General features: G+C 62.7%; 26 protein-coding genes and 1 tRNA gene. 22 read left to right on the forward strand and 5 right to left on the reverse strand.

Going from position 1 to position 25,563, the window contains the following annotated elements; translation table 11 throughout:
- The first annotated feature begins 194 nt into the window (after nt 1-194).
- The 4 genes from AC1D2G_RS24805 to AC1D2G_RS24820 all read left to right on the forward strand — a co-directional run bounded on the left by AC1D2G_RS24805 (nt 195) and on the right by AC1D2G_RS24820 (nt 2,852).
- Nucleotides 195-467, forward strand: a complete 273-nt coding sequence (locus tag AC1D2G_RS24805; protein WP_095089347.1) for a DUF4164 domain-containing protein — start codon at nt 195-197, stop codon at nt 465-467.
- 18 nt (nt 468-485) lie between these two features.
- A complete protein-coding gene (locus tag AC1D2G_RS24810) occupies nt 486-851 on the forward strand; it encodes a cell division protein ZapA (protein WP_095089345.1) in 366 nt (121 codons plus the stop codon).
- Between the two features lie 225 nt (nt 852-1,076).
- Nucleotides 1,077-1,736, forward strand: a complete 660-nt coding sequence (locus AC1D2G_RS24815; RefSeq protein ID WP_477227741.1) for a peroxiredoxin — start codon at nt 1,077-1,079, stop codon at nt 1,734-1,736.
- Nucleotides 1,737-1,952: 216 nt separating this feature from the next.
- Nucleotides 1,953-2,852, forward strand: a complete 900-nt coding sequence (locus AC1D2G_RS24820) for an MBL fold metallo-hydrolase (protein ID WP_477417425.1) — start codon at nt 1,953-1,955, stop codon at nt 2,850-2,852.
- Between the two features lie 210 nt (nt 2,853-3,062).
- Here AC1D2G_RS24820 and rpoH read toward each other — a convergent pair whose 3' ends face one another.
- Together rpoH and AC1D2G_RS24830 are read right to left on the reverse strand one after the other, a co-directional pair.
- A complete protein-coding gene (gene rpoH / locus AC1D2G_RS24825) occupies nt 3,063-3,974 on the reverse strand; it encodes an RNA polymerase sigma factor RpoH (RefSeq protein WP_095089340.1) in 912 nt (303 codons plus the stop codon).
- Nucleotides 3,975-4,185: 211 nt separating this feature from the next.
- Nucleotides 4,186-5,241, reverse strand: a complete 1,056-nt coding sequence (locus tag AC1D2G_RS24830; RefSeq protein WP_477417280.1) for an RluA family pseudouridine synthase — start codon at nt 5,239-5,241, stop codon at nt 4,186-4,188.
- A 26-nt stretch (nt 5,242-5,267) separates the two neighbouring features.
- Between AC1D2G_RS24830 and AC1D2G_RS24835 the strand changes: the two genes are divergently transcribed.
- From AC1D2G_RS24835 to AC1D2G_RS24860, 6 genes are all read left to right on the forward strand, one after another.
- Entirely contained in the window at nt 5,268-5,651 is a 384-nt protein-coding gene (locus tag AC1D2G_RS24835; RefSeq protein ID WP_477417282.1) for a fimbrial protein, read from the forward strand.
- On the forward strand, nt 5,648-6,055 hold the full coding sequence (locus tag AC1D2G_RS24840; protein WP_477417284.1) for a VOC family protein: 408 nt from the start codon (nt 5,648-5,650) through the stop codon (nt 6,053-6,055). The genes AC1D2G_RS24835 and AC1D2G_RS24840 overlap by 4 nt, the downstream gene beginning before the upstream one ends.
- Nucleotides 6,056-6,146: 91 nt before the next feature.
- A tRNA-Glu gene (locus tag AC1D2G_RS24845) sits at nt 6,147-6,221 on the forward strand.
- 170 nt (nt 6,222-6,391) lie between these two features.
- Nucleotides 6,392-6,973: a VOC family protein gene (locus tag AC1D2G_RS24850; protein ID WP_095089334.1), complete on the forward strand. Its 582-nt coding sequence runs from the start codon at nt 6,392-6,394 to the stop codon at nt 6,971-6,973.
- Between the two features lie 21 nt (nt 6,974-6,994).
- Nucleotides 6,995-7,828 carry a glutathione S-transferase family protein gene (locus AC1D2G_RS24855; RefSeq protein ID WP_477396426.1) on the forward strand — a complete coding sequence of 278 codons (834 nt, stop codon included), beginning with the start codon at nt 6,995-6,997 and terminating at the stop codon, nt 7,826-7,828.
- A 341-nt stretch (nt 7,829-8,169) separates the two neighbouring features.
- On the forward strand, nt 8,170-8,538 hold the full coding sequence (locus tag AC1D2G_RS24860) for a hypothetical protein (RefSeq protein ID WP_477417286.1): 369 nt from the start codon (nt 8,170-8,172) through the stop codon (nt 8,536-8,538).
- A 62-nt stretch (nt 8,539-8,600) separates the two neighbouring features.
- On the opposite strand, the gene AC1D2G_RS24865 is transcribed toward AC1D2G_RS24860, so the two are convergent.
- The gene (locus AC1D2G_RS24865; RefSeq protein WP_477285082.1) at nt 8,601-8,816 is read right to left on the reverse strand and encodes a hypothetical protein; all 216 of its coding nucleotides are present in this window, start codon (nt 8,814-8,816) and stop codon (nt 8,601-8,603) included.
- A gap of 151 nt (nt 8,817-8,967) precedes the next feature.
- Between AC1D2G_RS24865 and AC1D2G_RS24870 the strand changes: the two genes are divergently transcribed.
- Entirely contained in the window at nt 8,968-9,204 is a 237-nt protein-coding gene (locus tag AC1D2G_RS24870; RefSeq protein ID WP_477285084.1) for a hypothetical protein, read from the forward strand.
- A gap of 37 nt (nt 9,205-9,241) precedes the next feature.
- Here AC1D2G_RS24870 and AC1D2G_RS24875 read toward each other — a convergent pair whose 3' ends face one another.
- Nucleotides 9,242-9,592, reverse strand: coding sequence for a hypothetical protein (locus AC1D2G_RS24875; RefSeq protein ID WP_477417288.1), 351 nt, complete (start codon nt 9,590-9,592; stop codon nt 9,242-9,244).
- Nucleotides 9,593-9,778: 186 nt separating this feature from the next.
- Between AC1D2G_RS24875 and AC1D2G_RS24880 the strand changes: the two genes are divergently transcribed.
- The 7 genes from AC1D2G_RS24880 to phoB all read left to right on the forward strand — a co-directional run bounded on the left by AC1D2G_RS24880 (nt 9,779) and on the right by phoB (nt 20,048).
- A complete protein-coding gene (locus tag AC1D2G_RS24880; protein WP_477417290.1) occupies nt 9,779-14,335 on the forward strand; it encodes a PAS domain-containing protein in 4,557 nt (1,518 codons plus the stop codon).
- Nucleotides 14,336-14,841: 506 nt separating this feature from the next.
- Nucleotides 14,842-15,897 (forward strand): phosphate ABC transporter substrate-binding protein PstS, encoded by a 1,056-nt coding sequence (gene pstS / locus AC1D2G_RS24885; RefSeq protein WP_095089324.1) that lies wholly within the window; start codon nt 14,842-14,844, stop codon nt 15,895-15,897.
- Between the two features lie 67 nt (nt 15,898-15,964).
- Nucleotides 15,965-16,948 carry a phosphate ABC transporter permease subunit PstC gene (gene pstC, locus AC1D2G_RS24890; RefSeq protein WP_477227749.1) on the forward strand — a complete coding sequence of 328 codons (984 nt, stop codon included), beginning with the start codon at nt 15,965-15,967 and terminating at the stop codon, nt 16,946-16,948.
- A gap of 3 nt (nt 16,949-16,951) precedes the next feature.
- Nucleotides 16,952-17,803, forward strand: coding sequence for a phosphate ABC transporter permease PstA (gene pstA / locus AC1D2G_RS24895; RefSeq protein ID WP_477227750.1), 852 nt, complete (start codon nt 16,952-16,954; stop codon nt 17,801-17,803).
- Nucleotides 17,800-18,606, forward strand: coding sequence for a phosphate ABC transporter ATP-binding protein PstB (gene pstB, locus AC1D2G_RS24900; RefSeq protein WP_095089320.1), 807 nt, complete (start codon nt 17,800-17,802; stop codon nt 18,604-18,606). The genes pstA and pstB overlap by 4 nt, the downstream gene beginning before the upstream one ends.
- 25 nt (nt 18,607-18,631) lie before the next feature.
- Nucleotides 18,632-19,339, forward strand: a complete 708-nt coding sequence (gene phoU / locus AC1D2G_RS24905) for a phosphate signaling complex protein PhoU (RefSeq protein ID WP_095089319.1) — start codon at nt 18,632-18,634, stop codon at nt 19,337-19,339.
- 19 nt (nt 19,340-19,358) lie between these two features.
- Nucleotides 19,359-20,048 carry a phosphate regulon transcriptional regulator PhoB gene (gene phoB, locus AC1D2G_RS24910; protein ID WP_010911896.1) on the forward strand — a complete coding sequence of 230 codons (690 nt, stop codon included), beginning with the start codon at nt 19,359-19,361 and terminating at the stop codon, nt 20,046-20,048.
- A gap of 154 nt (nt 20,049-20,202) precedes the next feature.
- Here the strand turns inward: phoB and AC1D2G_RS24915 are convergent, their stop codons facing one another.
- A complete protein-coding gene (locus tag AC1D2G_RS24915) occupies nt 20,203-21,450 on the reverse strand; it encodes an ROK family protein (RefSeq protein ID WP_477417292.1) in 1,248 nt (415 codons plus the stop codon).
- A 354-nt stretch (nt 21,451-21,804) separates the two neighbouring features.
- Between AC1D2G_RS24915 and xylF the strand changes: the two genes are divergently transcribed.
- The 4 genes from xylF to AC1D2G_RS24935 all read left to right on the forward strand — a co-directional run bounded on the left by xylF (nt 21,805) and on the right by AC1D2G_RS24935 (nt 25,547).
- Entirely contained in the window at nt 21,805-22,845 is a 1,041-nt protein-coding gene (xylF, locus tag AC1D2G_RS24920; RefSeq protein WP_477299922.1) for a D-xylose ABC transporter substrate-binding protein, read from the forward strand.
- A 149-nt stretch (nt 22,846-22,994) separates the two neighbouring features.
- Nucleotides 22,995-24,326 (forward strand): sugar ABC transporter permease, encoded by a 1,332-nt coding sequence (locus tag AC1D2G_RS24925; RefSeq protein WP_477417294.1) that lies wholly within the window; start codon nt 22,995-22,997, stop codon nt 24,324-24,326.
- A 15-nt stretch (nt 24,327-24,341) separates the two neighbouring features.
- On the forward strand, nt 24,342-25,142 hold the full coding sequence (locus AC1D2G_RS24930; RefSeq protein ID WP_457151628.1) for an ATP-binding cassette domain-containing protein: 801 nt from the start codon (nt 24,342-24,344) through the stop codon (nt 25,140-25,142).
- A gap of 96 nt (nt 25,143-25,238) precedes the next feature.
- Nucleotides 25,239-25,547: a putative quinol monooxygenase gene (locus AC1D2G_RS24935; RefSeq protein ID WP_477417296.1), complete on the forward strand. Its 309-nt coding sequence runs from the start codon at nt 25,239-25,241 to the stop codon at nt 25,545-25,547.
- Nucleotides 25,548-25,563 lie beyond the last annotated feature (16 nt).

A 25,563-nucleotide genomic window follows, 5' to 3' on the forward strand; every position in this document is an offset into this window, starting at 1 on the left:
GCGCGGGCTTTTAGTCAACAAATCGGTGCGTATTTGCCGGTCTTATGATGCCGACGGCGAGCCTACATTAGCGTTAGCAGGGGACAGTCGCGAGAGCTTTGTTGACGTTGCCTTCACCCGGTGCCTAATGTTTCGCGGATAACGCGTTCTGAACGCGAACGATTCGGTGATGGGCAGGGCACAGGACGAAGGCCATGACCGGGGAAACTACGCTCAAGGAAGTCATCTCCAGGCTGGGTAAGGCCATCGAGGGGCTGGAAAATGCCGTCGCGGCCAAGCTCGAGCATGAACGCGATTACTCGGAAGCCGAGGCCGAGGTGCAGCGGATGAATGCCGACAGATCCCGGCTGGCGCAAGAACTCGACAATTCCGAAGCGCGCGCCGAAAGGCTGGAAGACGCCAACAAGGAAGTGTCGCGACGGCTGGTGACCGCCATGGAAACCATCCGCGCTGTGTTGGACAGATAGGGCTGGACAGGTAGGCTCATGGCACAGGTCACGGTTTCCATCGACGGCAAGCAGTATCGGATGGCCTGCGACGAAGGCCAGGAAGAGCACCTGATCGATCTTGCGGAACGCTTCGACCGCTATGTCTTGCATCTGAAGGACTCATTTGGCGAGATCGGCGACCAGCGGCTGACCGTCATGGCCGGCATCATGGTGATGGACGAGCTCTCGGAGTTGCAGAAGCGCGTCAAGGGCATGGAAAGCGAAGTGCTGACCTTGCGCAAGACGCGCGACGATGCGCTGACCAAGGCCGACAAGAACGACAGCGTGCTGACCAACGCGCTTGGTGCACTGGCGCAGCGCATGGAAGATCTGACGGAGACGCTGGCGGTCAACAAGGCCTGAGGCGCACGGAGCATTCCTGCCCACACGTGGCTCGCATGCGCTGGCTTGCCGCCGGCTGCACAAAAATGCTCGTTCTGCCGCCGACAAGAGTTTCATATTATCTCGCGGCCGCGATTTTTGCGTTAAGATGCAGCAATGCCGGAGCGTGGGGACGCCTTGATGGCGGCATGGTTTGCCGCCCGTAGCCCTCTCTGCTGGCAGAATTTGTTTCAGGGGAGATGTGCCATGAGCCTTCGTATCAACGACATCGCGCCGGACTTCACCGCCGAGACCACGCAAGGGACGATCAAGTTCCATGAATGGATCGGTGACGGCTGGGCGATCCTGTTCAGCCACCCGAAGAATTTCACCCCGGTCTGCACGACCGAGCTTGGCACGATGGCCGGGCTGGAGGGCGAGTTCAAGAAACGCAATGTCAAGATCATCGGCATTTCGGTCGATCCGGTCGAAAGCCACGGCAAATGGCAGGACGACATCAAGACCGCGACCGGCCATTCGGTGAACTATCCGCTGATCGGCGACAGGGACCTCAAGGTCGCCAAGCTCTACGACATGTTGCCAGGCGGCGCCGGCGAGACGTCGGAGGGCCGCACGCCCGCCGACAACGCCACGGTGCGCTCGGTCTATGTCATCGGGCCGGACAAGAAGATCAAGCTGGTGCTCACCTACCCAATGACGACGGGCCGTAACTTCGACGAGATCCTGCGCGCGGTCGATTCCATGCAGCTGACCGCCAAACACCAGGTGGCGACGCCGGCGAACTGGAAGCAGGGGGAGGATGTCATCATCACCGCGGCCGTCTCCAACGAGGATGCAATCAAGCGTTTCGGCGCCTACGAGACCATCCTGCCCTATCTCAGGAAGACCAAGCAGCCATCCGCCTGACCACTTCGGAACAGTTTTTGGCTTTCTCGCCGCAGCGAGCGAAATGATACTTGACTGGGTCACGCGAGGGGGCAACCATGCTCTCCTTGGGTGCCGGTAGAGAAAATCATTCCTGCCGACCAAAGCGCGTCGTTTCTGAATGGATTGAGACGGCGCGCCGAGGTCTGAGTTGTTATGCATGTCGTTCTCCCAAAGCCGGGGCCACTTTTGGGCGACATGCATCAAGGGTTGGGGGAGCTGAAATTGGACCTAGCTTTGGCCAGGCCGCAGGTCAGCGGCTTCTATGATAAGTCGACCGGGGCCATCCAGTATGTCGTCGCCGACCCGGCGACGAAACGATGCGCCATCATCGATCCGATCCTCGACTTCGACGAGAGGTCCGGCGCCACGGCGACGAAGAGCGCCGATGCCCTGCTCGACTTCGTCAGCGAGCAGGGGCTCGGCGTCGAGTGGATTCTCGATACCCATCCGCATGCCGACCATTTCTCGTCGGCGCACTATCTGAAGCAGAAGACCGGCGCGCCCACGGCGATCGGCGAGAGGATCGTCGACGTCCAGAAACTGTGGAAGGCGATCTACAACTGGCCGGATTTTCCCGCCGACGGTTCGCAATGGGACAGGCTGTTCGGGGAAGGCGAGACCTTCCGGATCGGCACCCTTCCGGTCACCGTGCTGTTCTCCCCCGGGCACACGCTGGCCTCGATCACCTATGTGATCGGCGATGCCGCCTTCGTCCATGATACGCTGTTCGTGCCCGACAGCGGCACCGCGAGGGCGGACTTTCCCGGCGGCAGTGCAGCGCGGCTGTGGCACTCGATCCAGGACATCCTGGCGTTGCCGGACGAGACGCGCGTTTTCGTCGGCCATGACTATCAGCCCGGCGGACGAGAGCCGTTGTGGGAAAGCACGGTCGCGATGCAGAAGGTCAGCAATACCCACCTCGTTGCCGCGCGCACCGAGGCTGATTTCGTAGCCCTGCGCGAAACCCGCGACAGGACACTGCCGATGCCGAGGCTGATCCTGCATGCGCTGCAGGTCAACATGAATGGCGGACGGCTGCCGGACCCGGAAGCCAATGGCCGGCGGTATCTGAAATTTCCGCTGGACTCGCTTTGACCTGACGGCGCTAGAGCGGTTCACCGTTTCACGGAAACGCCGAACCGCTCTATCTCTTTGTTTTGACGCAATTCCCAAAGGGAAAGCGCTATGCGCTTTTCCCGGGAAAACCGTTTCACACTTTTCCTGGAATTGCTCTAGACAGCGCTACAAAAAAAGGCGGCGTCAGTTTCCTGACGCCGCCTTTGTATTTTTGTTGCCGAGCTGGCCTTAAGCCGCCGGCTGCGCCTCGATGGTGCGCAGCGCCTGGGTCTGGCGCTTGGCGGCGGCCTTGACCGCGTCCTGCACCTTCTCGAAGGCGCGCACCTCGATCTGGCGCACGCGCTCGCGGCTGATGTCGAACTCGGCCGACAGCTCTTCCAGGGTCAGCGGCTCCTCGGCGAGGCGACGAGCCTCGAAGATGCGCCGCTCGCGCTCGTTGAGCACGGCAAGAGCGCCCGACAGCATGCCGCGCCGGTTTTCCAGCTCGTCCTGCTCGATCAGCATCTCTTCCTGGCTTTCATGGTCGTCGACCAGCCAGTCCTGCCATTCGCCGGATTCGCCTTCGCTCGCCCGGATCGGGGCGTTGAGCGAGGCGTCGCCCGACAAGCGGCGGTTCATCGACACCACTTCGGCTTCGGAAACGTTCAGCCTTGTGGCGATCTCGGCGATCTGGTCGGGCTTGAGGTCGCCGTCATCCAGCGCCTGGATCTTGCCCTTCACCTTGCGCAGGTTGAAGAACAGGCGCTTCTGGTTGGCGGTCGTGCCCATCTTGACCAGGCTCCACGAGCGCAGGATGTATTCCTGGATCGAGGCCTTGATCCACCACATGGCGTAGGTCGCGAGGCGGAAGCCGCGCTCCGGTTCGAATTTCTTGACGGCCTGCATCAGGCCGACATTGCCTTCCGAGATCACCTCGCCGATCGGCAGGCCGTAGCCGCGATAGCCCATGGCGATCTTGGCGACGAGCCGGAGGTGGCTGGTGACGAGTTTGTGCGCAGCCGTGGTGTCCTCATGCTCGGCATAACGCTTGGCGAGCATATACTCTTCCTGCGGCTGCAGCATGGGAAAGCGGCGGATTTCTTCCAGGTAGCGGCTGAGGCCGCCTTCGCCGGAAACAATGCTGGGTAGTGACTGGGCCATGATAGCGCCCCCTCTCTATTGGAGTGATGCCCCCGAAACGCGGCGGGCATGTGACGCGAGCACCAAAAGGCTCGCCCGCGACATCAGATGTATACAGGAACAAAACCAGAAAAGACAGGCGTTTGTTCAACACGAAACAGTGTGTCACGCTGAAGTGAACAATGCCAGTCAGGTTTTTTGATGGCTAGCTTGAAGCTTGTTGGTGACCGGTTCAGAGCTTGCGGAAACCGCCGACGAGTTCCTCCATGTCCCTCGGTATCGGCGCCTCGAACCTCATCATTAGATGGGTAGTCGGGTGGCGAAATGCAAGCAGCCAGGCATGCAAAGCTTGCCGGGAAAATGCCTTGACCTGGCTTTTCAGCGGTTCGGGCAGCCGGTTGGCCTTGGTGCGGAAGGCCTGGCCATAGTCGGGGTCGCCGATCACCGGATGGCCGATATGCGCCATGTGGACGCGGATCTGGTGGGTGCGGCCGGTCTCGAGCCGGCATTCGACCAGGCTGGCTGTGGCGAACTCCTGCTGATCGACGCCGAAGCGCTCCCGCACGGAAAAGTGGGTAACGGCATGGCGGGCGTCGTCGCGTCCTTCCGGCACCACGGCGCGGCGCACGCGGTCGGCGGCGCGGCCGAGCGGCGCGTCGACCGTGCCCGTCGGCCGCTGCGGTATGCCCCAGACCAAAGCCAGATAGGCGCGTTCGAGATCGCCGGTCAGGCCGTGATCGGCGAAGGCTTCGGACAGCGACTTGTGGGCGCGGTCGGTCTTGGCGACCACCATGACGCCGCTGGTCTCCTTGTCGAGGCGGTGGACGATGCCCGGCCGGCGCACGCCGCCAATGCCGGAAAGACTGTCGCCACAATGATGGATCAGCGCGTTGACCAGCGTGCCGGTCCAATTGCCGGCGCCGGGATGCACGACAAGGCCAGCCGGCTTGTTGATGACGATCAGTTCGTCGTCCTCATAGAGCACATCGAGCGCGATGTTCTCGCCCTGCGGCTCCGCCGGTTCCGGCTCCGGCATGGCGACCGAGACGCTTTCGCCCGGCGTCATCTTGCGTTTGGTCTCGTCGACCGGCTTGCCGTCGATCGAGACCGCGCCCTGCCTGATCAGCATCTGCACGCGGCTGCGCGACATGTCCGGGCCGAGGCTAGCAGCCAGCCATTGGTCGAGGCGCTGACCGGCCGCATCCGCGCCCGCCACCAGCACGGTGGGCGCCGTCGCAATGAATTGGTCCTCTATCAATTCAGGGGCCTCTTCGCTATGAGCGCTCATTGAAAAACCGTTCCGGACTATTTGCCATGGCCAGCCCAATTGCCGAGGAAGATCAGGAGAAACCGCTCGACCCCGAGGTCGAAAAGGTGCGCAGGAAACTCGTCCGCTTCGTCGGGATCAATCTCGGCCTGCTCTTCCTTGCCCTTATGGTGGTGATCGGCGCCCTTGTCTACAAAGCGCGCAACGCGCCGCCGGCGAACCCGCCGCTGGCCGGCGACATCCAGATGCCGGCCGGCGAGCCGGTCAGCGGCGACATCGTGCTGCCGGCCGGGGCCAAGGTGGTCGGCCAGTCGCTGTCCGGCAACCGCGTGTCCATAGACACCGAACTTGCCGACGGCAGCCGCACGATCTTCGTCTACGACATGACAGAGCGCCGGGTGATCGGCCGCTTTGCAATCCGCAACAAATGACCGGGTTCGCCGAACATCGTCGCGTCGCGACCGTCGCCCTGGTCGTCGCCAACTATGACGAGGCGATTGCCTGGTATGTCGAGCGGCTGGGCTTCCTCCTCGTCGAGGATGTCGATCTCGGCGGCGGCAAGCGCTGGGTCACGGTCGCGTCGGCCGACGGGCACGGCGCGAAGCTGTTGCTGGCCGAGGCTTCCGACGAGGCACAAAAGAAAAGCATCGGTAACCAGGCCGGCGGGCGTGTGTTCCTGTTCCTCGAAACCGACGACTTTGTGCGCGACCATGCGGCGATGCTGGAGAAGGGCGTCGAATTTCGCGAGACACCGCGCTTCGAGCCCTATGGCACGGTGGCGGTTTTCGCCGATCTGCATGGCAATCTCTGGGATCTGATCGAGCCGAAACGGTAGGCCTTGCGGCCGGTTTTTCCGCGATGCGGTAAAGCGGCCGAACCCCAGTTGCTTTTTCCCTGCCGTCAGCCTATATCGCCGGTTCTTGCACGCGCCCATCGTCTAGCGGTCAGGACACCGCCCTCTCACGGCGGGAACAGGGGTTCGATTCCCCTTGGGCGTACCATTCTCTCCATCAATCATCCGATCTCTCTGCTCTCGTCGCTTCTGGCGCAGCGGGGCCGATTGCATTAGCATTGCGGCGTGGATCCTGAGGCACGGCTTAAGCGGCGCGTAGAACGCCGGGTGCGGGGCAGGTCCAGACTGGCAGTTGATGCCACGCGGGGAGGAAGGCCAATGCAGAAACTGCAATCGCAGGGCGTGCATCACATCACGCTGGTCGGCGCCGGGCGCCAGACCTCGATCGATTTTTGGGAAGGCGTGCTCGGCATGCCGTTCATTTTCGAGCAGCCCAACCTCGACAAGGCAAAAGAGAGCCACCTCTATTTCGATCCGGGCGACGGCCGGYTGATCACCATCTTCACCGATGAGAGCCGCACGCCTGAGAAGCGGCGCACGCCGACCGATCCGGGTTGCGTCCACCACATCGCCTTTTCGGTGTCGCGCGTCACCTTCCTGCAGGCGGTTGGCCGGCTCGACGAGCGCGGCATCAAGCACAGCGGCGTCAAGGATCGCGGCTTCATGGATTCGATCTATTTCGAGGATCCGCTCGGCCTGCTGATCGAGCTTGCCTCCTACCGCTTCGAACCGCCGGCGGGGTTCACCCATGCCGACGTGCTGATGGAAGCGCACAGGCTGCGTGTCGCGCGCGGCGACTACAACATYGCGGAAGTGCATCTCGCCGATGCGATCCAGGCGCTCGTCGAGCGTTCCCGCGCAACCTTGTCGGACGACCGGGCACCGAAGAACCCATACTGAACAAACCAGAGGGAGGAACAAATGGCCAAGACAATAACGAAGAGCGCGAAAAAACCGGCGGCCAAGGTAGCCGCAAAACCGGCGGCCAAAGCGGCGGCAAAACCAGCGGTGAAGGCTGCTGCCAAGCCCGCCGCGAAGGCCAAGGCGAAGCCGGCTAAGAAACCTGCCGTGAAGCTGAGCATGCTGAAGCCCAGCGTCAACAACATGACCGTTCGGGTGTTCGCGCGCGCGGCCGGGCTGGGCGCCGACGAGACCGATGCCTGGGGCCACACCCGCTCGCCCGAATTCACGGCGCGAAACCCCTCGCATTTGACGCCAATGATCGAGGACAAGGGCCTTCCCAGGGGCGTGTTGTGGGAAAGCTGCGCCATCATGCAGTATCTGGCGAACAAGCACGGGCTGGAGAAATTCTATCCCAAGGCGCCGGCCAAGCGGGCTATGATCGACAGTGCCATGTTCTATCTGGTCGGTACGCTCTACCCCTATGTGGCGCGCGCCACCTATCCGTTCCTTGGCTTCCCGCAATATGCCGGCGAGGTCGGCCATAGCGACGCGCACCCCGACAAGAAGTCCGAAGCCCAGAAGGCCGCGATGGCCGCGATTGCCGAGCCGCTGGAGGTCTTCCACAGTTTCTTCAGGGACGGCAAGCCGTTCATCGGCGGCAAGAACCCGTCGATCGCCGACATCCGCCTGGCGGCGACGCTCGAGTTCCTGGCGGTCGTCGATTATCCTCTGCCCAAATGGGCGAAGGAGTATATGGCGGCGATCGAGAAGAAGCTCGGCAAGGCGTACGCCGAGCCTGCCGGCGACGTGCGCGGCTACATCGCCTATGTGAGATCGCAAGCCAAGGCCTGAGGTTAAAGGGGGCCCCAGGTTAAGGATTCGTTAACCAAAGCCCTGTCTACTGCCGATAATTCACCCCGCGACCACGGATGTACTGGCGCCGAGGTGGAAGGAAAGGTCGGCGCAATGCCGGCCTTTTTGCTTTCGCTCACTGTCGACGTGACGTCCTATCTTCTTGTTTTAACGCAATTCCAGACGGAAAACTCGTTTCACACCTTTCCTGGAATTGCTCCGGTGTCGCATTTTCGGCGTCAACTTTTTGCCCAGAGATATTGTCATTGCCGGCATTGGCCTTACCATCCATTTCGGCAGTCGGCATGGACTGCCGGTCAGGAGTGAGACGAGGGCTGGCGATGAAAAGCGTTGCGAGGCAGGCTGTGGTTGCGGGGATGATGCTGGCAGGCGCCGCTCATCCTTCAAATGCCGCTGAACTCAACACCATGAGCGATGTCGGGGCTGCGATCCAGGCATGCTGGACGCCGCCGGCGGATGCCGGAACTGCCAGCGTTACCTTGAGCTTCAGCTTCAAGCGGGACGGCACGCTGATCGGCCCCCCGAGGCCGACAGCCATCCATGTGAACGGCGACGCCAAGGCGAAAAAATCATTTGTCGACGCGGCGACGACGGCCTTGCAGAATTGCCTACCCCTGACCTTCTCGTCGAAGCTGGCGCAAGGGGTCGCCGGCAACGTGTTCACGTTGCAATTCACGTCTCCCAAGTAAGGCGACAGGGAAGCCGGAACCGCCTTGCCACGGCGGTGCGCTCAGCTCTTGCGAATGCTGGTTCAGTGGTGACTGCGCCTCGCCTCGGCATGCCGGGCAAGGTCAGGCGTCTCGAAGACATAATCGTTCCAGGCCGATTCCGGAACCTGGCCGGCCAGATAACATTCCAGCAACAGGCTTTGCTCGGCATTGAGAGGCCTTGGTGCACGCTCGTGATCCAGCCCCAGCGAGTGAAACAGGTTCCTTGTCAGGTCCGAAACCGTGAAATGGATCGACATCTGCGTTCTCCTCTCTCCTGGCCATTCAACGCTGAAGCCCAGGCAAAGGTTTCAAGCTCAAACACAAATAAAGGATGGTCTGGGACACAAGGACAGTTGGAACAGAGGGACGCTCACGGCGTTGTGATCGACATCAGCCAGGAGAAACGCCATGGCAACGTTCAGGGAAATGAGGGTGCTGGAGATCGTCGAAGACGGCTCCCTGACCACCGAACAGAAAATCGCTGAACTGCGCGAGATCGAATCCGAGGCTCGTGGGCTGCAGCGGGCTGCCTCGGAGAGCCCGATGGGCGACGATGACGGCTGGCAGGACGATTTGCGTCAGGTACGTCTCGCACTCGACAAGCTCGGTGCGAAAGAACCCAAAAAAGGCGCTGCCTCGCTCTGAACGCAGAGCTTGCTAACAGGCAGTTGCCAATCGATCGCTATTCGCAGACCATGCGAGCTCTCTTGCCGGGCTCGGTGACGTTTCTGCACGTCAGCAGCTTCGCCGGTTCAGACGCGGAGGCTGGTGCGGTCGAGACCCTCGTCCCGTGCCGTCTTGGCGGGGCATGGGTCACGACCCTGCGCTCGGAAAGTCGCTGCGGCGGCTGCGGCGCCACCGGAAAGGCGCCGTCTTCAACCTGCTCGTATTCGACACGCGGTGGCGGCCGATCCCAGAAACGCCTGACATCGAGCGGCCTCGGGATGACCACGGTGCCATCATAGGTGCGCGAGCAGCCGCTGCCAAAAAGCAGCATCAGCCCCATGAAGCAAGGCGAAATCCGTCCAACCATCCGCAATATCCCTTGAAGCTTATATAGCGGCTTCAATCCTGCCGGCAAGCCGGCGGAATAACGCAGGCCGTGTCGACCGAAATATCTAACCGCCCGTTAAGGTTAGCGGATCGTTAATGCTTGTCGGGCACATTCCGGCGACGAACCGCGGGGGAGGGTTCGGCCTTGGTTTTCGGGTGGGACGGCATGGCGGAAGCGGACGACACAATCGGCGCGCGCGGCAAGCGCGAGCCTCGCAAAACGGCAGCGCATGGCGACGATGCATTACCGTCCCCTGCGGGCAGGGATTCGACCGACACGCTTCGCCAGCTGGTCGAAGCCGGTTCGGACTGGGTCTGGGAGACCGACGCCGAACTGCGCTTCTCCTGGCTCTCGCAAAACTACCAGGCAGCCACCGGCATCGATCCGGCTGATGTGCTTGGCCGGTTCCGCTTCGACTTCCTCGACCAGGTCCTGAACGACGACCGCAGCGGTGCCGCGCATCTGGCGGATCTGCAGGCGCATCGGCCGTTTCGCGACTTCGTGCATGAGCTGAAAGGCGGCCGCTCCGATTGCCGCTGGATCTTGACGTCGGGCTTTCCAAGGTTCGATAGCGAGGGAGGCTTTGCCGGCTATCGCGGCATTGGCCGCAACGTCACAGCGCTGGCCGGCGCCTTCGGGGCTCTGGAGCAGAAGCCTGCGGCTGATAGCGAACCCGTCCAGCATCTTGCCGATCTCGAGCGGACGATGGACGCCATGCACATGGGTGTCGTGCTTCTGGACGCGAGGCTCGATACGCTGATCGTCAACAAGGCCTATCGCGACCTCTCCAGGATCCCGGACGGTGCCGTGACCGTCGGCGCCCCGTTCAGCCTGTTGATGGAACTCAACCGCCGCAACGGCATCTATGGCGATATCGACGAACAGCAATGGCAGCGTTACCTCGCCACCCGCATCGAGGAGATCCGCGCCGGCTCCGTTGCGCCACGCGAGTTCCCCCATGCCGACGGCAGGACCATGATGTTCTCGGTCACCGCCCTGTCCGGCGGCAAGCGCCTGCTGACCTACTACGACATCACCGATCTGAAGCTTCGCGACGCCGAAGTCGAGAACGCCAATGCCAGGACCGCGGAGACCTTCGGCAACCTTCGCGCCATGGTCGACCAGATGCCGATCGGTGTCCTCGTCCTCGACGCCGATTTGCGCGCCGAAGTCATCAACCGTGCCTTCTATGATTTCTGGCAGATCGACGCCCGGCGCGCCGAGATCGGCTGCAGCTTCCGCGAGCTGATGGACGCCAGCCGCGACGTCGACCCGTATGGTACCGACGAGGCGACATGGCAGCGGCACATCGCCGATCGCGAGGCGGAAATCAGGGCCGGCACGGCCGGATCGCGACAGTTCCCGCGCAATGATGGCCGCACGCTGATCTCGTCGATGGCGCCGCTGGCCGGCGGCAAGCGGCTGATCTCCTATGTCGACGTCACCGACATGAAGGATCGCGAGGCCGAACTTGCCGATGCGCTGGAGAAAGCGCGGCTGGCGGAAGCGGTGATCAACGCCGTCAAGGATCCGATCTTCGTCAAGGACGACCAGTTGCGGTTTGTGTTCGTCAACGAGGCGTTCGCCGCCTTGTTTGGCCAGACGCCGCAAGCCATGCTTGGCAAGCCCGGCGGCGATTTCGTCTCAGGCAGCAATGTCGCGCTTTTCGAACAGAGCGAACGGGACGTGCTTGCCAGCGGACGTGCCTACGAAGTCGAAGAAAATTTCGAGGCCGATGGCGCCAGCCGCTCGCGGATCGTCAGGAAGAGCCGCGTCGGCATGGCCAGCGGCCGCAACTACGTCGCCGGCTTCCTGTTCGACATTTCCGACATGAAGCGCCGCGAGACCGAGGCCGAAGATGCGCGCAAGCATCTCGCCAGCGTGCTGGAATCCCTGCCGGCGGCCGTCATCATTTACGACCGCGACGACAAGTTCGTTTTCGCCAACCGCAAGATCCAGGACACGCTGCCGGCTTTGAGGCCGGCATGGCAGCCCGGCTGTACACTTCGCGAAGCGCTCGTCCTCGGTCATTCGAACGGATATTTCCGCAACAGCGGAGACCCGCAAGTCGACACGCTCTACGACGGCGACCCCGATCGCTGGCTGGATGCGATCCTTGCCCGCTACCGCCTGTCCAGTTCCTCGTTCGAACGTCACAACCCCGATGGCCGCTGGTATCAGGTCTACGACATGCGGACCGACGATGGCACGTTCATCGGCGTTCGCGTTGACATCTCCGAGATCAAGAGCCGCGAGAAGGCGTTGCGCGACTCGATGCGCCAGATCGATCTGTTCCGCCACGTGCTGGACGAGCTGCCGGTGGCTGCCTTCATCAAGGCGCAGGACCTGAGCATCGAGTTCGTCAACAAAGCCTGGTGCGCGATAACAGGTCTCGCCAAGGAAGAGGTCATCGGCCGCACCGACCGTCAGCTGTTCGGTGGTCAGGATGGCGATAGCTACAGCCATGACGACACCGAGGTCGCCGTGACCGGCGCCGTCAAGGAGGTCGAGGAACCCGTCACCCATCGCGACGGCACGGTTCGGCAATTGATGACGCGCAAGAGCCGCCTGGTGGCGCTGGACGGGTCGGTGCATCTGGTCGGTTCGAGTACCGACATTACCGAGGTCAAGGCGCGCGAGCGCGCGCTGAAAGAAAGCATGCGCGAGAACGAGGTGTTCCGCAGCCTGATCGACAACGTACCGGTGTCGATCTACGCCAAGCGCTCTGATCTCAGGCAGTTCTACGTCAACAAGGGCTGGTGCGACCTGACCGGCTTCGCCAAGGATGAGGCGATCGGCAAGACAGACATCGAGATCTTCGGGCCGGACGGCGAAGCCTTTGTCGGCAGCGACCTTGCGGTGCTGCGCACCGGTGAAACCCAGGAGGTCGAAGAGACGGTGACGTTGGCCGACGGCAGCGTCAGGCATCAGTTCGCCCGCAAGGGCGCGATGATCGCCTCCGACGGTTCGCTCTACCTGATCGGATCGACCACCGACATCACCGAATTGAAGACGCGCGAGGCCGAACTGCGCGAGGCACGGCAGCGCGCCGTGCTCGCCGACCGCGCCAAGTCGGAATTCCTCGCCAATATGAGCCACGAGATCCGCACGCCGATGAACGGCGTGCTCGGCATGGCCGAACTGCTGGCCAAATCGGACCTCAACTCGAAACAGAAGACATTCACCGACATCATCGTCAAATCGGGCAACGCGCTGCTCACCATCATCAACGACATCCTGGATTTCTCCAAGATCGACGCCGGCCAGCTGGTGCTCGATCCGGCGCCCTTCAACCTTGCCGAGGCGATCGAGGATGTAGCGACACTGGTGTCGACACGCGCCAAGGAGAAGGATCTCGAGCTCATCGTGCGCATCGAGCCTCGTCTCGAGAGCCTGTTCGTGGGCGATGTCGGCCGCATCAGGCAGATCGTCACCAACCTGCTCGGCAACGCGGTGAAGTTCACCGATGAAGGCCATGTGCTGGTCGATGTCACCGGCGAAAGAGTTCCGACCGGGACGAAACTGACGATCTCGGTCACCGATACCGGCATAGGTATCCCCGAGGAAAAGCTGAAACTCGTGTTCGAGAAATTCAGCCAGGTCGACACCTCGTCGACGAGGCGGCACGAGGGAACCGGCCTTGGTCTTGCCATCACCTCGCGGCTCGTCGAGCTGATGGGCGGCGACATCGGTGTCGAGAGCGCCGAGGGCAAGGGCTCGACCTTCTGGTTCACCGTCACACTGCCGAGGGCAGGACAGCAAAACGGGCAACGCATCACGCCTGTCGACGTGACCGGCGCGCGCGTGCTGATCGTCGACGACAATGCCGTCAACCGGGCCATCCTGACTGAGCAGATGACATCGTGGACGTTCGATTCCTGCGCGGCCGAAAGCGGCGCCGAGGGCCTCAAGGTGCTGATCGCGGCCGCCGCCTATGGCGTGCCGGTCGACTGCGTCGTGCTCGACTACCAGATGCCGGGCATGAGCGGCGCCGAAATGGCGCGGATCGTGCGCAACACCGCCGGCCTTGCCGGCACGCCGATCATCATGCTGACCTCGGTCGACCAGTCGCTCGCCAACACCAGCTATCGCGATCTCGGCATCGATGCGCAGCTGATCAAGCCGGCGCGGTCATCGGTGCTGCTGGAAACGCTGGTTGCGACGATCCAGCGGCATCGCCACAACACGGCCGACACCCATCCGCCGGCAGCCGACATCCCTCCAGGCAAGGTTGTGCGGCCACCGCCGCCGGCGTCGGAACAACGGGCGCTGCTGCAACCGCCCTTGGTCCGCCCCCGGCCACCCGCGACGGCCGGCGGCGAAAGGCTGGATATACTGGTGGCCGAGGACAATGAGGTGAACCAGATGGTGTTCACCCAGATTCTCGGCGAGACCGGCTATGGTTTCGAGATCGTCGGCAACGGCCGCAAGGCGCTCGACGCCTTCGGCCGGCTCAATCCGTGCATGATCCTGATGGATGTCTCGATGCCGGAGATGAACGGGCTCGAAGCCACCGCCGCCATTCGCCGGTTGGAGGAAGAAACCGGCACGCATGTGCCGATCGTGGGCGTCACCGCGCATGCGCTGAAGGGCGATCGCGAACGCTGCCTGGAGGCCGGCATGGACGACTACCTGCCCAAGCCGATCAGCCCAAGGGCCCTGCTCGAGAAGGTCGAGCGCTGGGTCGGCGCCAGCCGCCAGGCTCAGCGCAACGTCGGGTAAAAGGGCGGCGCCGCACCCGGCTTGCCCGGGGAGGGAGATTCGCGACCCCTCGCTGAGGCAAGACTATGGCGCGATCGCACCATATCCAAGGCGACGCCCAGCCGAGACAATGACCACATTCGAATTCCGCTCTTCCAGTTACGGGCGGGAGCAGCGACCGCCGGCATGAGACAGCGTCAACCTACCCCAACGGACCTGTTTTCGGCGATGGCCCGGTCACGACATGTGGCCGAGAGCAACGCGTTCCCGTCCGGATTTTCTTTGCCGAGGCGTTGATCGCGAAACCGCAGGTCACTCTCGGCATGAAAAGGGGCAAGTGCCTGATTCCGGGCACAAAGCCGGGTTCCGCCGCAAGCGCCTGCCGGCCGGCATTTTCCCCGCCCCGATGACGCGTTACCGGGGTGACATGAAACTGTCATGCGACTGTTATAATCGAAGGCTATTGGCCTCAGCGGGCGCCGAGAGGATGGCGCCGAGAGACCATCTTCCGAACAGGAGCAGGCCACATGAGACATTTCATCCGCTCAGCGGTCGTTGCGATTGCAATGGCCACAGCGTCTACCGTCACCCTTTCTGCAGCCATGGCCGCGGACCTTTCCGGCGCCGGCTCGACCTTCATCTATCCGGTGTTCGCCAAGTGGGCCGACACCTACAAGAAAGACACCGGCGTCGGCCTCAACTACCAGTCGATCGGTTCGGGCGGCGGCATCAAGCAGGTCATCGCCAAGACAGTGACCTTCGGCGCCACCGACAAGCCGATGTCCGATGCCGATCTGGAAAAGAACGGCCTCGTGCAGTTCCCGATGGTGATGGGCGGCATCGTGCCGATCGTCAACCTGACGGGCGTCAAGCCGGGCGAACTCATCCTTGACGGCAAGACGATCGCGCAGATCTACCTTGGCGCCATCACCACCTGGGACGACGCCGCGATCAAGGCGCTGAACCCGACCCTGACCCTGCCGTCGACGGCGATCGCCGTCGTCCACCGTTCGGACGGCTCGGGCACGACCTTCAACTTCACCAACTATCTGGTCAAGCTGTCCCCCGACTGGAAGGACAAGGTTGGTTCGGACACCGCCGTCGAATGGCCGACCGGCGTCGGCGCAAAGGGCAGCGAAGGCGTTGCCAACACCGTCAAGCAGACCGACGGCGGCATCGGCTACGTCGAGTATGCCTACGCCAAGCAGAACAACCTGTCGTACTCCAAGATGTTGAACGCCGCGGGCAAGGTCGTCGAGCCGTCGCTCGAATCCTTCGGCTCGGCTGCTTCGAATGCCGACTTCAAGGGCGCGAAGAACTTCAACGTCATCATCACCAACGAACCCGGCGATACCACCTGGCCGATCGCTGCTTCGACCTGGGTGCTGATCCACAAGACCCCCGACGATGCTGCCGCGACCGGCGAAGCGCTGAAGTTCTTTGCCTGGGCCTACAAGGACGGCAAGGAAACCGCCAAGGGTCTCGACTACGTCTCGATCCCCGACAGCGTCGTCGACCTGATCAAGGCTTCGTGGAAGGCCGACATCCAGGCTGACGGCAAGCCCGTCTACGTCGGCGAATAACGTCCCTTGGAAGGAGCGCCGCGCCGCGGCGCTCCTTTTCCCTCAACTCAAAAAAGCCGAGCTTCACATGAGTGCTGTCCAGGAAGCCTTGCCAGCCATTCGAGGTTCGCGCGACGCGACTGTCAGACGTTTCGCGCTGACCGACGCGATCTTTCACGGAATGACCCGTGCCGCAGCCATACTGGTGCTGGTCTTGCTCGGCGGTGTTGCGATCTCGCTGTTTGCCGGCTCCTGGCAAGCCCTGTCGACCTTCGGCTTCTCCTTCCTGACCAGCGAAAGCTGGAATCCGGTGACCGAGAAATTCGGCGCGCTGGCGCCGATCTATGGCACCATCATCACGTCCGCCATCGCCATCCTGATTGCCGTGCCGCTCGGCATCGGCATCGCCATCTTCCTCACCGAGCTTTGCCCGCGCCCGCTGCGGCGCCCGATCGGCATGGCGGTTGAGCTGCTCGCCGGCATCCCTTCGATCATCTACGGCATCTGGGGCCTGTTCGTGCTGGCGCCCTTCCTGCAGACGACCGTGCAGCCCTTCATCATCAGCGTGTTCCACGGCATTCCCGGCCTCAACAGCCTGTTTGCCGGTCCGCCCTACGGCATCGGCCTTTTGACGTCGTCGCTGATCCTTGCCATCATGGTGCTGCCTTTCATCACCTCGATCACCAAGGACGTCTTCGACACGGTGCCGCCGGTGCTGAAAGAGTCCGCCTACGGCATCGGCTGCACGACCTGGGAAGTGACCCGCCGCGTGGTCATTCCCTACACAAGGATCGGCATCATGGGCGGCGTCATGCTCGGCCTCGGCCGCGCGCTCGGCGAAACCATGGCAGTGACCTTCGTCATCGGCAACGCGCATCGCATCAGCACCTCGCTGTTCGCGCCGGCAACGACGATCTCCGCAACCATCGCCAACGAATTCACCGAAGCCGTCGGCGATCTCTACACCTCTTCGCTGGTGGCGCTCGGCCTGATCCTGTTCGTCATCACCTTCCTGATCCTCGCCATCGCACGCTACATGCTGATGCGCATTGACGCCCGCACGGGAGCCTGACCGATGTCGACAGCCACATCGCTTCATCAGAGCCGCAAGAGGAAGAATTCCGTGATGATGACGCTGTGCGTCGCCGCCGCGGGCATCGGACTTGCCTGGCTGGCGCTCATCCTCGGCGCCCTGCTCTACAAGGGCCTGTCCGGCGTCAATCTTGCGGTGTTCACCGAAATGACGCCGCCGCCCGGCGATGCCGGTGGCCTGCTCAACGCCATCTACGGCAGCATCGTGATGACCATTATCGGCGTCGTCGTCGGTACACCAATCGGCGTGCTGGCCGGCACCTACATGGCCGAGTACGGACGCTTTTCGAAGCTCACCACCGTGGTGCGCTTCATCAACGACATCCTTTTGTCGGCGCCGTCGATCATCATCGGCCTGTTCGTCTACGAACTGATGGTCCGGCCGATGGGGCATTTCTCGGCGATCGCCGGCGCCGTCGCGCTTGCCATCCTGGTCATCCCGGTCGTCGTGCGCACCACCGAGGACATGCTCAACCTGGTGCCGAACGCGTTGCGCGAAGCCGGCACTGCGATCGGCGCGCCGCGCTGGGTGGTCATCAAGTCGGTCGCTTACCGCGCCGCCCTTTCCGGCATCGTCACCGGCATATTGCTGTCGATCGCCCGTATCTCCGGCGAGACGGCGCCACTGCTCTTTACAGCGCTCAACAACCAGTTCTGGTCGAGCAATCTCAACGCGCCGATGGCCAGCCTGCCTGTGACCATCTTCCAGTTTGCTCTCAGCCCTTACGAGGAATGGCAGCAACTGGCCTGGACCGGTGCACTCATCATCACATTGACGGTTCTCGCGCTCAGCATCTTTGCTCGCAGCCTGACCGGACGCAGAGAGGACAAATGAGCCAGATGTTGTCTCCAGACATGACGATCGCCGCCGAGGCAATTGCCGGCAAGGCCAAGATCGAGGTCAAGAACCTCAACTTCTACTACGGCCAGAGCAAGGCGCTGAAGGACATCACGCTGTCGCTGCCCGAGCGCAGCGTCACCGCCTTCATCGGACCTTCGGGCTGCGGGAAGTCGACGCTGCTGCGCGTCTTCAACCGCATCTACGAGCTCTATCCCAAGCAGACCGCCGAGGGCCAGGTGCTGCTCGACGGCCAGAACGTTCTCGACCGCTCGCAGGACCTCAATCTGCTGCGGACCAAGATCGGCATGGTGTTCCAGAAGCCGACGCCGTTCCCGATGTCGATCTATGAAAACATCGCCTTCGGCGTCAGGCTCTACGAGAAGATCAGCAAGTCCGAGATGGACGGCCGTGTCGAGCAGGCGCTGAAGCGCGCCGCACTGTGGACCGAAGTGAAGGACAAGCTCAACGCCAGCGGCCTCAGCCTCTCCGGCGGCCAGCAGCAGCGTCTCTGCATCGCCCGCACCGTGGCGGTGAAGCCGGAAGTCATCCTGCTCGACGAGCCGGCCTCGGCGCTTGACCCGCTGTCGACCGCCAAGATCGAAGAGCTGATCGACGAGTTGCAAGCCGACTACACGATCGTCATCGTCACCCACAACATGCAGCAGGCGGCGCGCGTGTCGAAGCAGACCGCCTTCATGTATCTGGGCGAACTGGTCGAGTTCGACCGCACCGAGAAGATCTTCACGTCGCCCCGCGAGAAGCGCACGCAGGACTACATCACCGGCCGCTTCGGCTGAGCTCAGGCATACGAGGACTAAGATCATGGGCGAACACACAGTCGCTTCTTTCGACGAGGATCTCGGACAGATCAGCAGGCTGATCCGCGACATGGGCGACCTCGCCGGCTCGATGGTCGGCGGCGCCACCAAGGCGCTGCTGAATTCCGACAACGCCCTGGCGCAGCGAGTCGTCTCCGACGATGCGATCATGGACGCGCGCCAGCGCGAGCTCGACGACCGCGCTATCACACTGATCGCTAAGCGTCAGCCGATGGCCGACGATCTGCGCCATGTTGTCGGTTCGATCCGCATGGCCGGCGACCTCGAGCGCATTGGCGACCTTGCCAAGAACATCGCCAAGCGCGTCGGCACCGTCGGCCTCAGCGTAACCCCGCGCGACCTGTCGCACTCCATCGACGCAATGGCGCAGCTGGTGCTGATCCAGGTGCAGGGCGTCATCGAGGAATATACGGCGCGCGACGCGGCGGCGCTGGCGAAGCTGCGCGCCGACGACGAGCGCATCGACGTCAAGTACACCTCCGTGTTCCGCGAACTCCTGACCTACATGATGGAAGACCCGCGCAACATCACCGCCTGCACGCATCTTTTGTTCTGCGCCAAGAACCTCGAACGCATCGGCGATCACGTCACCAACATCGCGGAAAATGCGTACTATGTTTTGACCGGCACGCAGCTGCCCGCCAATCGTCCGAAGCAGGACGAGACGGCAATGTCCGCGCCGGCGGCATGACGGCAGGGGTGACCAGTCGATGATCGCGCCACGCATCATGGTGGTGGAGGACGAGGAGCCGCTAGGTGTGCTGCTCCGTTACAATCTGGAGTCCGAGGGTTACCAGGTCGAGGTGGTGACGCGCGGCGACGAGGCCGAGATCCGCCTGCAGGAGAACGTCCCCGACCTTCTGGTGCTGGACTGGATGGTGCCGGCGGTTTCCGGAATCGAACTCTGCCGCCGGCTAAGGATGCGTCCCGAGACCGAGCGGCTGCCGATCATCATGCTGACCGCGCGTGGCGAGGAAAGCGATCGTGTGCGGGGCCTCTCGACAGGCGCCGACGATTATCTGGTCAAGCCGTTCTCGACGCCGGAGTTCATGGCCAGGGTCAAGGCGCTGCTGCGCCGCGCCAAGCCGGAAGTGCTGTCCAGCGTGCTCAAGGTCGGCGACATCGTGCTCGATCGTGAATCGCACAGGGTCTATCGCAAGAAGAGCGAGATCCGGCTCGGACCGACCGAATTCCGCCTGCTCGAATTCATGATGCGCCATCCCGGCCGTGTGTTCTCGCGCAGCCAACTGCTCGACAATGTCTGGGGCGAGACGATCTACATCGACGAACGCACGGTCGACGTGCATGTCGGCCGGCTGCGCAAGGCGGTCAACAATGGCCGCATGCCCGATGTCATCCGCACCATTCGTGGGGCGGGCTACGCAATCCGGGAAGATTAGGGATATGCTGATATTCAGGTGATGCCGGCCTGCGAACGGCAGTTTCCTGCGCTTCCGGCACTCACGGATCCAAATGTCCGCTCCGCTCCGGTTCTTGGAACCCGCCATTCTCGACTCGGCCTAACCTGAATCTCAACACATCCAGGCGCGCCATTCACGCGACGTTCTTGCCGCCGAGGCCGGACCTCGCCTGCGTGCCGGGCGCGAAAATCTCCTGGTCGACAAAGGTCAATGCCCGCGTGGCGCAGCCTTCGCGGATCAGTGGAAGTTCGTTCGGTTCGGTGTCGAAGGAAATCGATTGCGAATGCTGGCCGCCGGCGGTCTGGGCAATCGCCTCGCGCAATGCCGGCTCGATCAGGTCGAAGGCGGCGGCGCTGACGCCGACCATGGCGACGGGCGCCGGGTCGATCAGCGCGAACAGGCTGCCGAGACCGTAGCCGAGTGCCTCGCCGGCCTTGCGATAGGCCTCGCGCTCGGGTCCATCCCTCTCGCGGGCCGCGGTCGCCAGCGCGCGCATGTCGGCATCACTGACATCGGCGACCGGTTCCGCGTCCTCACTCATCTGCCTTGCGTTGCGCCAGATGGCGTAGTTGCCGGCATAGGCCTCGACGCAGCCGCGCCGCCCGCAGCGGCACAGCGCGCCGTGCGGCCGATGGATCATATGGCCGAACTCGCCGCCCGAGGAATGAGTGCCGGTGAACAGCTCGCCCTTCAGCACCAGGCCCATGCCGATGCCGTGCGACAACAGGATGGCGATGAAGTCGTCGCGGTAGCGCTCGGGGTCGCGCCAGCGCAACGCTATCGCCATCATATTGCAGTCGTTCTCCATGGTGGCGGGGATGCCGAACTCGTCCTCGAGTATGTCGGCGAAGGCGATGTCGGTGTGCGGCGTGATCGGCGACCACAGCATGGCGCGGGCACGCGTGTCGGTGATGCCCTGGATCGCCAACGCGATGCGGGCGACACTGCGGACGTCGAGGTCGGGGTCTTCGAGACGACGCCGTACGATGGCAACGCATTCACCGACCAGCGCGTCGCGCGACATGGTCAGCGTGTCCAGCCGGCGCTGTTCCTCGGCGATCACCTGGCCGGCATAGTCGATGACGGCGACCGAGAGGAAGTTCAGTGACAACACCACGGTCATCACCGCCGCCGCTTCCGGATTGAGGCCGAGGCCGACCTGGGGCCGGCCGCGTTTGAGCGAGCCGGCCTCGCTCGGCTTGCCCTCAGTCAGGATGCCTTCGCCGATGAGGTCGGAGGAGATCGCCGATATGGTCGAATGGCTGAGGCCCGTGGTCGCGGCGATCTCGGTGCGGGACGGCTGTCCGGCGCGGCGCACGGCCGCAATCACCATCGCCCGGTTGCGGCGGCGCAGATCGTCGTGGCGGATTCCGACCGACATGCTTTTTCACATCCTCCCGGTCGCTGCAGCCTTTCGTGCCTCCCGAAGGCCATCAGCGAAGCCTGAAAGCGCGACGCGCTTCAGGCACTTGTTTCTGCGCGTGTCGTTGCCCCAAAACCGCTGCGCACTTTTGGGCGACATGCGCCACGCCAAATTCTGGCAGAACCCCACCATCCTGTCATTATTTATTACGGAGCTCGAAAAAAACTCGGAGAGACGTCAAAATCCATCAGAATCGATGTTGACAGCGTTCGGGCGTTGGATCACTATTTTTTCGAGGCTCGAAAAAATAGAGCCTCTGTGCCGGCCTACGGGTCAGTTTGGTCGCGCCATACGCGGCGCAGGGAGGATATTATGAAAAAATTCACAGCCGCCATCCTGGCGGGTGTCGCCATGTCGCTGACGCTGGTGTCGGTCGCGCAGGCGAAGGACAAGGTCATCGGCGTTTCGTGGTCCAACTTCCAGGAAGAGCGCTGGAAGACCGACGAAGCGGCGATGAAGAAGGCCATCGAGGCGGCTGGTGACAAATACATTTCCGCTGATGCACAGTCCAATCCGGGCAAGCAGCTCACCGACGTCGAGAGCCTGATTTCGCAGGGCGCCAACGCGCTGATCATCCTGGCGCAGGATGCCTCGGCCATCGGCCCGGCGGTGCAGAAGGCATTGGACGAAGGCATTCCGGTCGTCGGCTATGACCGGCTGATCGAGAACAAGAACGTGTTCTACCTAACCTTCGACAACAAGGAAGTCGGCCGCATGCAGGCCCGCGAAGTGTTCAAGGTCAAGCCGGAAGGCAACTACGTCTTCATCAAGGGCTCGGGCGCCGATCCGAATGCCGATTTCCTGTTCGCCGGCTCCATGGAAGTGCTCAAGGCAGCCATCGACAGCGGCAAGATCAAGAATGTCGGCGAAGCCTATACGGATGGCTGGCTGCCCGCCAATGCCCAGAAGAACATGGAACAGTTCCTCACCGCCAACGACAACAAGGTCGATGCCGTGGTGGCAGCCAATGACGGCACCGCCGGCGGCGTCGTCGCCGCGCTGACGGCGCAAGGGCTGGCAGGATCGGTTCCGGTGTCCGGCCAGGACGGCGACCATGCCGCACTGAACCGCGTCGCACTCGGCACACAGACCGTGTCGGTGTGGAAGGACGCACGCGAACTCGGCAAGAACGCTGCCGAAATCGCCTCGCAGCTGGCCGCTGGCACTGCCCTGGACAAGATCCCGAACGCCGTGAAGTTCACCACGCCCGGCGGCAACGAGACCAACTCGCTGTTCCTGACCCCGATCGCGATCACCAAGGACAATCTCAACGTCGTCATCGACGCCGGCTGGATCAAGAAGGACGAAGTCTGTGCAGGCGTCGCCGCCGGCACCGTCGCGGCCTGCAACTAAAACCGAACGGGATCCCGGTTCGATCTCAGCGCCGCGGCCCCTGGGCCGCGGCGTTTCTCAAGGGGCATTCCGCTTCAAATGATCGCGGAAAGCAAATAGCATCGTGTTTCCGGCATCCGCGCCAGACGGCAAACCGGTGGGAGGACTTCATGACCGACACGACCTCTAACACGCCTGCTGCGAATACGCCCGTAGACCGGGCGCGTGCGTCTGAATTGAGCGCCGTCGGACGCTTCCTCAAGGCAACCGAACTCGATACGCGCATGCTTGGCATGGTCGGTGCGTTGCTGGTCATCTGGGTCGGCATTCATATCCTGTCGGGCGGACTTTTCCTGACGCCGCGCAATCTCTGGAACCTGTCGGTGCAGACTTCCTCGGTCGCGATCATGGCGACCGGCATGGTGCTGGTCATCGTCATGCGCAACATCGACCTTTCGGTTGGTTCCGTCGAAGGCGTGATCGGTATGATCATGGGTGTGGCGCAAGCCGAATTCCTCATTCGCGTCATCGGCTTCCAGCTTGGAAATCCCTGGCTCTGGATCATCGCACTGGCCGTCGGCGTGGTGCTCGGTCTTGTGATCGGCGCCTTCCAGGGCTTCATCATCGCCTATCTCGAAGTTCCTGCCTTCATCGTGACGCTGGGCGGCCTGTTGGTCTGGCGCGGCATGGCATGGCTGATCACCAACGGGCGCACGGTCGCGCCACTCGACGCTACATTCCAGTTGATGGGCGGCGGACCGCGAGGCTCGGTCGGCGCCACCGCCAGCTGGATCATCGGCATCGTTGCTTGCGTGGCTGTCGCTTTCGCGTTGCTCAACGGCCGGTCGCAGCGCAAACGGTTCAACTTTCCACTGCGCCCCGTGTGGGCGGAAACCTTTCTCGGTGTGGTCAGTTGCGCTGCCATCCTTGGGGCCGTCTGGATCGCCAATTCCTACCCGTGGCCAATCGGCATCGTGCGCCAGTATGCACAGCAGAACGGCATCACCATTCCCGAAGGCGGGCTGTTCATCGCCCACGGCATCGCCATACCGGTGCTGATGGCTGTCGCGGTCGGTATCGTCATGACCTTCATCACCAAGCGCACCCGTTTCGGCCGCTATGTCTTTGCCATCGGCGGCAATCCAGAGGCCGCCAATCTCGCCGGCATCAACACGCGCTGGGTGACCATGAAGGTGTTCATGATCATGGGTGTACTGGCCGCGATCAGCGCGGCGATCTCGTCGGCCCGCCTCAACGCGTCGACCAATGCGCTGGGCACGTTGGACGAGCTGCTGGTGATCGCCGCCGCCGTCATCGGCGGCACCTCGCTTGCCGGCGGCTCGGGAACGGTGCTCGGCGCCATGCTCGGCGCGTTGCTGATGCAGTCGCTGCAGTCCGGCATGGTGCTGCTCGGCATCGACTCGCCGCTGCAGAGCATCGTCGTCGGCGCCGTGCTGGTCGTCGCGGTCTGGCTCGATACCGTCTATCGCAAGCGCGTCTAGGGGAGGACAAGGATTATGGCAGACAAGACCGCTCCCACCAGCACTGCGCTGATCGATATGCGCAACATCTCGATCGCCTTTGGCGGCATCCGCGCCGTCGATGACGCCTCGATCGACCTTTTCCCCGGCGAGGTCGTGGCGCTGCTGGGCCACAACGGCGCCGGCAAGTCGACGCTGATCAAGATCCTGTCCGGCGCCTACAAGCGCGACGCGGGCCATATCTTCGTCAACGGCGAGGAGGCATCGATCTCCAACCCGCGCGACGCCAAGAAATACGGCATCGAAACGATCTACCAGACGCTGGCGTTGGCCGACAATGTCGATGCCGCCGCCAATTTGTTTCTCGGGCGTGAGCTGATGACCGCCTGGGGTACGCTCGACGACGTTGCGATGGAGGCCGAGGCGCGCAAGGTGATGGGCCGGCTCAATCCCCGCTTCCAGCGCTTCAAGGAGCCGGTGATCAAGCTGTCTGGCGGTCAGCGGCAGTCGGTGGCGATCGCGCGCGCGATCCTGTTCAATGCGCGCATCCTGATCATGGACGAGCCGACGGCGGCACTTGGTCCGCAGGAAACGGCGCAGGTCGGCGAACTGGTCAAGCAGCTCAAGTCCGACGGCATCGGCATCTTCCTGATCAGCCACGACATCCACGACGTGTTCGAGCTAGCCGATCGGGTCTGTGTCATGAAGAACGGCCAGGTCGTCGGCACGGCGCGCACCACCGATGTGACCCAGGACGAGGTGCTCGGCATGATCATTCTGGGCAAATGCCCGCCTGGCGCCATTCCCGGGCCAGGCGCCCTGAAGATCGCCGCCTAGAACTCCAGCGGATCTTCCAAAAAAATCTTGCTACGTCTCGATCCGTTTCTGCCCGTCGGATCGTCCTTGGTGTGTCCAAACAGAAGGAGACATGCCATGTCCGACGGAGCCGTCATCTTGATCAATCTGCTTAAGGTCGAACCCGGGAACCAGGATGCGCTGATCGCGCTCTTGAAGCAGAACACCGATACGGTGGTCCGCACGCTCCGGGGCTGGAAGACGACCCGGCTGATCGCGGCGCAAGACGGCGCCGGCGTCGTCATCTACTCCGAGTGGGAGACCCCTGCAGCCGTCGAGGCGATGCGCAGCGATCCGCGCATGAAAGCCTATTTCCCGAAGATATTGGAGCTGGCGAGCCTGGACTCGATCATGGGCTCGGCGGTGTTGAGCGAAACACACAAGTAAGAATGCCTCACACAAG

The organism is Mesorhizobium sp. P2_C7, assembly GCF_056404515.1.

Coding starts and splice junctions, on each gene's coding strand:
- AC1D2G_RS24805 (WP_095089347.1), top strand. CDS start 195: ATGACCGGGGAAACTACGCTCAAGGAAGTCATCTCCAGGCTGGGTAAG.
- AC1D2G_RS24810 (WP_095089345.1), top strand. CDS start 486: ATGGCACAGGTCACGGTTTCCATCGACGGCAAGCAGTATCGGATGGCC.
- AC1D2G_RS24815 (WP_477227741.1), top strand. CDS start 1,077: ATGAGCCTTCGTATCAACGACATCGCGCCGGACTTCACCGCCGAGACC.
- AC1D2G_RS24820 (WP_477417425.1), top strand. CDS start 1,953: ATGCATCAAGGGTTGGGGGAGCTGAAATTGGACCTAGCTTTGGCCAGG.
- rpoH (WP_095089340.1), bottom strand. CDS start 3,974: ATGGCCCAGTCACTACCCAGCATTGTTTCCGGCGAAGGCGGCCTCAGC.
- AC1D2G_RS24830 (WP_477417280.1), bottom strand. CDS start 5,241: ATGAGCGCTCATAGCGAAGAGGCCCCTGAATTGATAGAGGACCAATTC.
- AC1D2G_RS24835 (WP_477417282.1), top strand. CDS start 5,268: ATGGCCAGCCCAATTGCCGAGGAAGATCAGGAGAAACCGCTCGACCCC.
- AC1D2G_RS24840 (WP_477417284.1), top strand. CDS start 5,648: ATGACCGGGTTCGCCGAACATCGTCGCGTCGCGACCGTCGCCCTGGTC.
- AC1D2G_RS24855 (WP_477396426.1), top strand. CDS start 6,995: ATGGCCAAGACAATAACGAAGAGCGCGAAAAAACCGGCGGCCAAGGTA.
- AC1D2G_RS24860 (WP_477417286.1), top strand. CDS start 8,170: ATGAAAAGCGTTGCGAGGCAGGCTGTGGTTGCGGGGATGATGCTGGCA.
- AC1D2G_RS24865 (WP_477285082.1), bottom strand. CDS start 8,816: ATGTCGATCCATTTCACGGTTTCGGACCTGACAAGGAACCTGTTTCAC.
- AC1D2G_RS24870 (WP_477285084.1), top strand. CDS start 8,968: ATGGCAACGTTCAGGGAAATGAGGGTGCTGGAGATCGTCGAAGACGGC.
- AC1D2G_RS24875 (WP_477417288.1), bottom strand. CDS start 9,592: ATGGTTGGACGGATTTCGCCTTGCTTCATGGGGCTGATGCTGCTTTTT.
- AC1D2G_RS24880 (WP_477417290.1), top strand. CDS start 9,779: ATGGCGGAAGCGGACGACACAATCGGCGCGCGCGGCAAGCGCGAGCCT.
- pstS (WP_095089324.1), top strand. CDS start 14,842: ATGAGACATTTCATCCGCTCAGCGGTCGTTGCGATTGCAATGGCCACA.
- pstC (WP_477227749.1), top strand. CDS start 15,965: ATGAGTGCTGTCCAGGAAGCCTTGCCAGCCATTCGAGGTTCGCGCGAC.
- pstA (WP_477227750.1), top strand. CDS start 16,952: ATGTCGACAGCCACATCGCTTCATCAGAGCCGCAAGAGGAAGAATTCC.
- pstB (WP_095089320.1), top strand. CDS start 17,800: ATGAGCCAGATGTTGTCTCCAGACATGACGATCGCCGCCGAGGCAATT.
- phoU (WP_095089319.1), top strand. CDS start 18,632: ATGGGCGAACACACAGTCGCTTCTTTCGACGAGGATCTCGGACAGATC.
- phoB (WP_010911896.1), top strand. CDS start 19,359: ATGATCGCGCCACGCATCATGGTGGTGGAGGACGAGGAGCCGCTAGGT.
- AC1D2G_RS24915 (WP_477417292.1), bottom strand. CDS start 21,450: ATGTCGGTCGGAATCCGCCACGACGATCTGCGCCGCCGCAACCGGGCG.
- xylF (WP_477299922.1), top strand. CDS start 21,805: ATGAAAAAATTCACAGCCGCCATCCTGGCGGGTGTCGCCATGTCGCTG.
- AC1D2G_RS24925 (WP_477417294.1), top strand. CDS start 22,995: ATGACCGACACGACCTCTAACACGCCTGCTGCGAATACGCCCGTAGAC.
- AC1D2G_RS24930 (WP_457151628.1), top strand. CDS start 24,342: ATGGCAGACAAGACCGCTCCCACCAGCACTGCGCTGATCGATATGCGC.
- AC1D2G_RS24935 (WP_477417296.1), top strand. CDS start 25,239: ATGTCCGACGGAGCCGTCATCTTGATCAATCTGCTTAAGGTCGAACCC.